This window comes from Nonomuraea aridisoli (assembly GCF_003236395.1).
Taxonomy (GTDB): domain Bacteria; phylum Actinomycetota; class Actinomycetes; order Streptosporangiales; family Streptosporangiaceae; genus Nonomuraea; species Nonomuraea aridisoli.
This window is the reverse complement of sequence record NZ_POUD01000346.1, coordinates 1-8,691: the sequence shown is the minus strand read 5'-3', so window position 1 is coordinate 8,691 and position 8,691 is coordinate 1. Positions and strand designations below refer to the sequence as shown.

Below are 8,691 nucleotides of genomic sequence, written 5' to 3'. Positions count from 1 at the left end.
GTCATCGGGGTCACAGGGTCGCCTCTGCGGGGGTGCGGGTGGAGATGCGCGCCGCCAGGACGTGCTTGCAGGGGCCGCGGGAGCCCTGGTGGTCGAACCACCACGGGCAGGTGCAGGCACCGTCGGCGATGCGCACCCGGCGGACCCCGCCGCGCGTCGTCACCTCGGCCTCGTCGCCGGACAGCAGCCGGACGGCGCCGGACGCGGCCAGTGCCCTGGCGGCCGTGAGGCGCGGGTTGAGCTCGGCCACCTGCTCCTTGTCGTAGGGCAGCTCGCGGTGGAAGTGGGCCGCGTCGTGCAGGTCGTAGCCGACGCGGCCGGCCGTGCCGAGCTGGGTGAGCGCCGCGCGTACGCGGTCGAGGGGCAGCCCGGAGCGGTCGGCGAGCAGCCCCAGCTCGACGGTGGGCTCGAAGTTGAGCAGCATGCCGACCACGTCGGCGTCGCCCGCGGCCTCGTCGGTGGCCAGGTCGTCGAGGACGGCGCCCTCGCCGGAGAAGCCGCGCCACGGCTCGGGCGACAGGGCCAGCGTGTAGCGCATGCCGGGCAGCTCCACCTCCCACGCGCTCGCCGTGGAGGACGCGTCGGCCGGCCCGTACACGCGCAGCGCCTTGGCGAACCTGAGCAGCGGCATGAGCGTGGCCACCCGGCCGGCGCCCGACAGGCAGACCGCGCCCGGCGCCGGGCTCGTGGCGAGGCGCAGGTCGCGGCCCGCCGGGACGGCCCAGACGGTGGCGCGGGCGCCGCGTGGCAGGGAGCGCAGGAACCGTACGGCGTGCGGCCCGGCCAGCTCGGCCCGCAGGTCCCAGCCGGCGGCGATCACCTGCACCTCGGCGAACCCGCGCAGCCACCGCGACGGCAGCGGCACCTTCTTCTCCACCACCGCGCCGTCGAGCGTGGTGACGGTCAGCTCGTCGGGCCCGACCCCCAGGTGGAGCGGGTCGCTCCCGCCGACCCTGGCCAGCGACTCGCGCAGCGGGCCGTTGACGTCGACGTTGGTGGTGCCGCGGTCGAGGACGTCGCCGTCGAGCCCGGTCACGTCGAGCCGGGCGTAGACGCCACCGCACGCCGAGAACGACTCGAACCTGAGGCGTTCGCCGTCGCAGGTCACCACCGGGTCACGGGTCCAGCCGGGCCGGGGCTTGTGGTAGCGGGTGAGCGCCACGTCGGCCACGGCGAGCAGCCCGGCGGCGGCCGGCGCCGCGTGGGTGAGCAGGCCGCTGAAGAACCTGGGGTGCGTCCGGGGGCCGGATAACGCCGTGCCACCGGAGGTCGAGAGGCCGAGCCTGCCACCGGCGAGCGTCGAGGGACCGGCGTACGAGTACGCCTGAACGGCTTGAGTCATGTCCCGAACCATAGAGATGATCACCGACACAATCACGCCGGTACGTAAACCATCCGATGTGCGACACGGGGTACAAAACCACAATGTGGCTGGTGCTCACCGTCGATCTGGCCCGCGTCGCCTTCACCCGCTTCGCCGTGCCCGAGATCACAGGACTTGGGGCGATCGGCGGCGAGTGGACCGGCGCGGAACACCCCGTCGGTTTCGAGGCCACCCAGATCGTGCCGTCCTGGACCGCGCGCACCGCGCCCGGCTCCTGGATCGAGATCGCGCTGCGCGCCAGGACCGCCTCGGGCGCCCTGACGAAGTGGTACGTGATGGGCCGCTGGTCCGAGCACGGCGACCCGCGCACCTCGGTGCCGGGACAGGGCGACGGAGACGGCGACGTGGCGGTGGACACGTTCGTGGCGCGACGGCCGGTGACCGCGTACCAGGTGCGGGTGGCCTGGCACGGCGCGGGCGCGCGGGTGACCGGGCTGGGCGTGATGGCCTCGGCGCTGCCGCTGCACCCGCCGGAGCCGGCGCCGTTCACGCCCGGTCCCGCGGTGGAGCTGCCGGTGCCGCGGCACGCGCAGCACGCGCACGCCGGGCACCACCCGCGCTACGACGGCGGCGGCGCCAACTGGTGCGGCCCCGCCTCGGTGGCGATGGTGCTGGGGTTCTGGGGGCGCGGACCGTCCGCCGGGGAGCTGGCGTGGGTGGGCGGCGGCGACCCGGCGCCGGTGGTGGACCACGCGGCGGCGGGTACGTACGACACGAGCTACCAGGGCACCGGCAACTGGCCGTTCGGCGTGGCCTACGCGGGGCGGTACGGGCTGGCGGGGTTCGTCACGCGGCTGCGTTCGGCGGCGGAGCTGGAGTGTTTCGTGCGGGCCGGGATCCCGGTGATCACGTCGCAGTCGTTCAAGGCGGCCGAACTGCCCGGCTCGTGCTACTCCACCAGCGGTCACCTTCTCGTCGTCACCGGCTTCACGGCCGAGGGCGACGTCGTCGTCAACGACCCCGCCGCGCCGCGCGACGCCGAGGTCAGCCGGGTCTACCCGCGGGCGGCGTTCGAGCACGTGTGGCTCAGGAGCTCGGGCAGCGGCGGCATCGCGTACGTCATTCACCCTCCCGAAGTTCCTCTTCCTCCTTGTAGCAATGGCAATTGGTGAGTTCATGAGTATTCGACCGATCGACGTGGCCCGTACCGACGGCGGCCCCCAGTGGGTGGAGGCGGTGGAGACGCCCTCCGGCGTCGAGGTCTGGTGGGACGAGCCGCGTCCCCACGAGGGCGGCCGGCGCTGTGTGGTGCGCCGCCTGCCGGACGGCTCCCGGGTGGACGCGCTGCCCGCCGGGTGGAACGCGCGCAACCGGCTCATCGAGTACGGCGGCCGTTCCTGGCGTCCGCTGCCGGACGGCGGCCTGGTCTTCACGAACTGGGCCGACCAGCGCCTGTACCGCCTCGACCAGGGCGGCGCGCCCGAGCCGCTGACCCCGCCGGGCCAGGCCCGGTACGGCGACCTCTGCCTGCCGCCGGGCCGCGGCGAGGTGTGGGCGGTCAGGGAGATCGAGGACGTGCGGGACCTGGTGGCGGTGCCGCTGGACGGCGGCCCGGTCAGGGTCATCACCAAAGCCCAGCATTTCCTGATGAATCCCAGAATTTCGCCCGACGGGCGAAATGTCGCCTGGATCGGCTGGGACCACCCGAACATGCCCTGGGACGGCACCGAGCTGTGCGTGGCCCCGCTGTCCGCGGAGGGGACGGCGGGCGCGTACGAGGTGGTCGCCGGCGGCCCGCAGGAGTCGGTCGTGCAGGCCGAGTGGCGCGACGGGACGAGCCTGTACGCGGTGACCGACCCCACCGGCTGGTGGAACGTGCACCTTGTCCCGCTGGACGGCTCCCCCGCCCGCAACCTCACCCCGATGGCGGCGGAGTTCGGCGCCGCGGCCTGGAAACCGGGCCTGACCTGCTTCGCGGTGGCCGCCGACGGGCGGCTCGCCGTCGTGTACGGCACCCCCGACCACCGCCGCCTGGGCGTACTGGACCCGGAGTCGGGCGAGCTGCGCGAGGTCGGCGGCGACGCCACCCACTGGGCCTCGACCGTCTCCGTGGCGGGCGGCAGGGCGGCGGCCGTGAAGGGCACGCCGTACACGCCGCTGGAGGTGACGCTCGTGGACCTGGGCGACGGCGCGCACGAGGTCGTGTCGGCGCCCAAGCCGCTGCCGGAGCGGGACCTGCTGCCCACCCCGGAGGCCGTGACGATCGAGGGCGTGCACGCGCACCTGTACCCGCCGCCGGACGCCCGGGGCCCCGGACCGTACGTCATCTTCGTGCACGGCGGGCCCACGGGGAACCTGCCGATCGTGCTCGACCTGGAGATCGCGTACTTCACCAGCAGGGGCATCGGCGTGGCCGTGGTCAACTACGGCGGCTCCACCGGGTACGGGCGGGCCTACCGGGAGCGGCTGCGTCACCAGTGGGGCGTGGTGGACGTGCACGACTGCGCCAAGGTGGCGCGCGGCCTGGTCGAGCGGGGTCTGGCCGACGCCGCGAAGATCGCGATCCGCGGCGGCAGCGCGGGCGGCTGGACGACGGTGGCGGCCCTCGTGCACAGCGACGTGTTCGCGGGCGGCGTCGCGCACTACGCGATCACCGACCCGGAGAGCTGGGCGGCCGAGACGCACGACTTCGAGTCGCGCTACCTGGACGGCCTGGTCGGCCCGCTGCCGGAGACGCGCGAGCGCTACACCGAGCGCTCGCCGCTGCTGAACGCCTCCCGCGCGTCGGGCCCGTGCCTGATGCTGCACGGCCTGGAGGACGCGATCGTGGACGTCGGCCAGGCGGAGCGGTTCGTCGGCGAGCTGGACAAGCACGGCAGGCCGTGGGCCCTGCTCACCTTCCCCGGCGAGCAGCACGGCTGGCGCAGGGAAGAGACCATCGTGGCGACGCTGGAGGCCGAGCTGGCCTTCTACGGGCTGATCTTCGACCTGGAGACGCCCGAGGTGCCGCCGCTGACCCTGAAGGGAAGATCGTGAAGAGCGTTGCCGAGATCTGCTCGGATCTGATCAGGTTCGACACCACCAACCCGGGCTCCGGGGAACGCCCGGCCGCCGAGTACGTCGCCACGCTGCTCGCCGACGCCGGCCTGGAGCCGGTGGTGTTCGAGTCGGCGCCGAAGCGGACCACCGTCGTGGCCAGGATCGACGGCGACTCCCCCGACGCGCTGCTCGTGCACGGCCACCTCGACGTGGTGCCCGCCGACCCGGCCGAGTGGCGCACGCACCCGTTCTCCGGCGAGATCGAGGACGGCTGCGTGCACGGGCGCGGCGCGGTCGACATGAAGGGCGCGTGCGCGATGACCCTGGCGACCGTGCTCGGCATGGCGGCGCGCGGCGAGCGGCCCAGGCGTGACCTGGTGCTGGCGTTCCTGGCCGACGAGGAGGCGACCGGCGACTACGGCTCGCGGCACGCGGTGACCGAGCACCGGGAGCTGTTCGACGGCGTCACGGAGGCGATCAGCGAGTCCGGCGGCTTCAGCGTCGCCTCGGGCGAGCACCGGGTGTACCCGATCGCGGTGGGCGAGCGCGGCACCTCCTGGATGAAGGTGACCGCGCACGGCGTGGCCGGCCACGGGTCGCGCCCGGCGGTGGACAACCCGGTCGCCACGCTGGCGCACGCGCTGTCGCGGGTGGCCTCGTACGAGTGGCCGGTACGGCTGACGCCGTCGGTCGCGGCGCTGCTCCGGAGCCTGTCGGAGATCACCGGGCAGCCGATCGACCTCGACCGGCTGGACGAGGAGGCGGCCCGGCTCGGCGCGCTGGGCGGCCTGTTCCGCGGCCAGATCCGCAACTCGGCCAACCCGACGATGCTGGAGGCCGGTTACAAGGTGAACGTGGTGCCCTCGACGGCCGAGGCGCACGTGGACGGGCGCTACCTGCCGGGGCTGCAGGAGGAGTTCCTGGAGACGATCGACGAGCTGCTCGGGCCGAAGATCACCCGGGAGTTCGTCAACCTGGAGGAGGCGCCGGCGGCTCCGTACCCGTCGGCGTTCTTCGACGAGCTGGCGGGCACGCTGGTGGCCGAGGACCCGGGGGCGCGGCCGGTGCCGTACGTGCTCGCCGGAGGCACGGACGCCAAGTCGTTCGCCCGCATCGGCATCCAGGGGTACGGATTCACGCCGCTCATGCTGCGGCCGGACCTCGACTACTTCGGCATGTTCCACGGCAAGGACGAGCGTGTCCCGGTGGAGGGCCTGGAGTTCGGCACCCGCGTCCTGACCCGTCTGTTCACCGCGCATGCCGGATGACGTGACGGCGTGGCTGGCCGGGCGGGCGATCCCGCTCGGCCGGCTGGAGCCGCTGAAGGACGTGCTCGACGGGGTGAGCGTGATCGGGCTGGGCGAGTCCACGCACGGCGGCGCGGAGTTCTTCCCGCTCAGGTGGCGGCTCACCGAGTTCCTGGTCGAGGAGCTGGGGTTCACCACGCTGGCGATCGAGGCCAGCGCCGCGGCGGCGCGGGCCGTGGACGCCTACGTGACCGGCGGGACCGGCGACCCCCGTGCGGCGCTGGCCGGGCTGGGCTTCTGGACGCTGAACACCGCCGAGATGCTGACCGTGATCGAACGGCTGCGCGAGCACAACAGCACCGCCGCGCGTCCCGTCCGCTTCGCCGGCGTCGACCCGCAGCATCCGGAGGCGGCGCTGCGTGCGCTGCGCGCCCGCCTGGGCCCGGACGCCGCCGAGCTGCTCGACCCGCTCGACGGCCTGGCCGGCACGACGCCGCGGCCCCGGTGGGAGCCGCTGGACCGGCAGGTCGAGGCGGACGCGCGGCGGCTGGAGGAGCACGTCGCGGCGCACGGCCCCGCCGAGGCGCGCGAGCACGCGAGGATCGTGCGGCAGTTCGCCGACATGGTGAGCAGGCCGTTCCGGCACGCCGATCCCCTGCGGACGCTCGGCGTTGCCCGCGACCGGCACATGGCCGAGAACGTGAACCTGCTCATGGCCGAGCCGGACACCAAGATCGTGTTGTGGGCGCACAACGGCCACGTCATGAAGGGCCGCTACGGCGGCGGCACCGTTCCGTCGATGGGCCTGCACCTGGCGCGCGACCACGGCGCGGCGTATTACGCGCTCGGGGCGACGTTCGGGAAGGGCGTGTTCCGCGCGCACCACACGCGGTTCGGCCGGATCGTGCGCCGCCGATCGCCCGCGCGTTTCCGCGTCCCCCTGGCCGGCGCGCCGCACGTGGTGGAGGCGCGGCTGGCCGCGGCCCACCCCGGCGACCACGTGATCGACCTGCGCGACGGTGACCGCTCCGAACCCGTGGCCGACTGGCTGGCGGCGACCAACCACATGCGCGCCTTCGGCGGGGTCGCGAACCGGCTCACCGCGAAGTTCGCCTTCATGCCGACCGTGCTCGCCGACCAGTACGACGGCCTCGCCTTCCTCCACCGGATCACCGCCTCCACACCGCTCGACGGCTAGCCCCGCAGGGGCGGTCCGAACCAGGTGGTGAGGGCGTCGGCCAGGCCGTCACGCTCGCCCGCCCAGGCGACGTATCCGTCGGGCCGTACCAGCAGCGCCCGCGGGCCGCCGAGGTCGGCGGCCTCGGCCCGCTCGACCCGGTCGCGGTGTCCCGCCACGTCCGGAGCGCCTGCGCCCGGAAGGGCGGCGAGCAGGCCGCGCTCGAGCAGGCTCAGCGGCGCCCGTCCCCGGCCCACCAGCCCCAGCTTCCATCCGAGGTTGACCGCGTCCTGCAGGCCCAGGTTGAGCCCCTGGCCGCCGATGGGCGAGTGCACGTGCGCGGCGTCCCCGGCCAGCAGCACCCGCCCCCGGCGGTACGTGTCCACGTGCCGCGAGTTGTCGCTGTAGCGGATCCCGGTCTCCAGCCGTTGCACCTCCCTGGAGCGATCCTGCTCGCCCAGACGGTGCTGAAGCATCACGACATCCCCAGGAAGGGACCCGCTGAGGCCCTCAGGAAATGGGCGGAACGCGGCGAACAGCCTGCGGTTCAGGACCCGGGCAACCTCCGTCAGCGTCGCCGGCATGAGCCCGGCCGGCCGGTGTGTGACCGGCCGGCGAGACCTGGGCGGGCGGGTCAGGAGAACTTGGTCTTGGGGCGGGGCTGGAGGACGTCGTCCACGTAGACGTCCAGCTTCTCGTCGTAGAAGGCGATCAGCCCGGCGACCCTCTGGCTCTCCGGCAGTGGCGTCCGGTACGACCAGGCGAGGTCCTTCTCGCCGTTGACCGTCCAGTATTCGGCGCTGCCCTTGTACGGGCAGTGCGTGACGGTGTCGGAGGGCTCCAGCAGGTCGAGCCGTACGTCGGTCTTCGGCAGGTAGTAGCGCGGCGGCAGCCCCGTCTCGAAGAGGATGCGCGGGCTGCGCGAGTCGGCCACGGTGACGCCGCCCAGCTCGATGCGCACGTGCCGCTGGCTGGGCAGGATGTCCACCCTGGTGTACGGGTCGCGCGGGTGGGTGAAGACCTCCTCGTCCTCCTCGAACCAGGCGTCCATGGCGTCCCACTCGAACCGGACATGGCCGCGGATCTCCTCCAGTGGCGACTCGGGGTAGGACAGCGCCGCGTCCTTCGCCTCGGCCGTGCCGGAGGTGACCGTGTAGACCACGGCGTCGCCCCTGCTCGGGGAGTGCTTGGTCGCGCCGGTCGGCTTGAGCGCGGAGGCGTCCACGTCGTCCACCGGGATGTAGTAGGCGGGGTAGTACGGAACCTCCCACACCAGAAGGGCGGAGGTGGTGTCGGCCACCACCCGGCCGCCGAGATAGGTCCTCACACGCTTGGCCGTACGCTCGACGCGCACCCGGCCACGATTCGTGACGTCCATGCTCGCGGCAACCCCGGCGGCGAGCCCCCTATTCCACCCTCACCACACCCCGAACGCGGCCAGCGTCGCCCACGTCGTGAGCGTGCCGACCACCGCGCCCGCCACCACCTGGGCCGCGGTGTGGTGGGTGAGGCGGACGCGGGCCCAGCACACCAGCGCCACGACGGCTCCACCGGCGAGCGCGGCCGGCCACGCGGGCAGCACGTCGGTGAGCACGACGACCGTGCCCGCGGAGACGGCGGCGTGGAAGGAGATCTTCCAGCGCAGGGTGATCGGCACGGTGACGCCCAGCGCGATGAGCATCGCGGTCACCGTGGCGACGAGCAGTGTCGGAGCGCCCAGCAGGATCAGCAGCGCCAGCGCCACCAGCACGGCCGCCGCCGCCGCGAGCAGCGGCCCCGTACGGCGGGCGCGGTCCACGATGTGATGCGAGTCGAGACGTCCGGAACGCACCCCCAGCGCGATCACCGCCGCCGGTATGCCGCCGCACAACGCCGAGGCCACCAGCTGTCTGTTATACACATCT

At 73.6% G+C, this 8,691-nt stretch carries 8 protein-coding genes; 4 read left to right on the top strand and 4 right to left on the bottom strand.

The features are described from left to right. Window positions 1-10: 10 nt before the first annotated feature. A complete protein-coding gene (locus C1J01_RS43250) occupies window positions 11-1,342 on the bottom strand; it encodes an SWIM zinc finger family protein (RefSeq protein ID WP_181449286.1) in 1,332 nt (443 codons plus the stop codon). An 83-nt stretch (window positions 1,343-1,425) separates the two neighbouring features. Here C1J01_RS43250 and C1J01_RS43245 point away from each other — a divergent pair, with 83 nt between their 5' ends. Genes C1J01_RS43245 through C1J01_RS43230 form a run of 4 tightly spaced genes read left to right on the top strand, consistent with a single transcriptional unit; the run spans window position 1,426 to window position 6,808 of the window. Continuing rightward, a complete protein-coding gene (locus C1J01_RS43245; protein ID WP_111184838.1) occupies window positions 1,426-2,496 on the top strand; it encodes a C39 family peptidase in 1,071 nt (356 codons plus the stop codon). A gap of 4 nt (window positions 2,497-2,500) precedes the next feature. Beyond that, window positions 2,501-4,360 carry a dipeptidyl-peptidase 5 gene (locus C1J01_RS43240; protein WP_181449285.1) on the top strand — a complete coding sequence of 620 codons (1,860 nt, stop codon included), beginning with the start codon at window positions 2,501-2,503 and terminating at the stop codon, window positions 4,358-4,360. Further along, a complete protein-coding gene (locus C1J01_RS43235; RefSeq protein ID WP_111184836.1) occupies window positions 4,357-5,631 on the top strand; it encodes a M20/M25/M40 family metallo-hydrolase in 1,275 nt (424 codons plus the stop codon). Before C1J01_RS43240 ends, C1J01_RS43235 begins: the two co-directional genes overlap by 4 nt. Next, complete coding sequence (locus C1J01_RS43230) at window positions 5,621-6,808, top strand: erythromycin esterase family protein (RefSeq protein WP_111184835.1); 1,188 nt, start codon at window positions 5,621-5,623, stop codon at window positions 6,806-6,808. The genes C1J01_RS43235 and C1J01_RS43230 overlap by 11 nt, the downstream gene beginning before the upstream one ends. Here C1J01_RS43230 and C1J01_RS52830 read toward each other — a convergent pair. From C1J01_RS52830 to C1J01_RS43215, 3 genes are all read right to left on the bottom strand, one after another. Then, a complete protein-coding gene (locus tag C1J01_RS52830) occupies window positions 6,805-7,263 on the bottom strand; it encodes an FAD-dependent monooxygenase (protein WP_438943184.1) in 459 nt (152 codons plus the stop codon). The two genes, C1J01_RS43230 and C1J01_RS52830, sit on opposite strands and share 4 nt — an antisense overlap. A 158-nt stretch (window positions 7,264-7,421) precedes the next feature. Continuing rightward, window positions 7,422-8,165: a DUF427 domain-containing protein gene (locus tag C1J01_RS43220; RefSeq protein WP_111184833.1), complete on the bottom strand. Its 744-nt coding sequence runs from the start codon at window positions 8,163-8,165 to the stop codon at window positions 7,422-7,424. Between the two features lie 39 nt (window positions 8,166-8,204). Then, window positions 8,205-8,691 (bottom strand): hypothetical protein (locus C1J01_RS43215; RefSeq protein ID WP_220040404.1); only part of this gene is annotated, 487 nt, incomplete at its 5' end.

Bases quoted from the DNA above. Each gene is read 5' to 3' on its own strand.
- C1J01_RS43240 (WP_181449285.1), top strand. From the start codon at position 2,501: ATGAGTATTCGACCGATCGACGTGGCCCGTACCGACGGCGGCCCCCAG.
- C1J01_RS43250 (WP_181449286.1), bottom strand. From the start codon at position 1,342: ATGACTCAAGCCGTTCAGGCGTACTCGTACGCCGGTCCCTCGACGCTC.
- C1J01_RS43230 (WP_111184835.1), top strand. From the start codon at position 5,621: ATGCCGGATGACGTGACGGCGTGGCTGGCCGGGCGGGCGATCCCGCTC.
- C1J01_RS43220 (WP_111184833.1), bottom strand. From the start codon at position 8,165: ATGGACGTCACGAATCGTGGCCGGGTGCGCGTCGAGCGTACGGCCAAG.
- C1J01_RS52830 (WP_438943184.1), bottom strand. From the start codon at position 7,263: ATGCTTCAGCACCGTCTGGGCGAGCAGGATCGCTCCAGGGAGGTGCAA.
- C1J01_RS43245 (WP_111184838.1), top strand. From the start codon at position 1,426: ATGTGGCTGGTGCTCACCGTCGATCTGGCCCGCGTCGCCTTCACCCGC.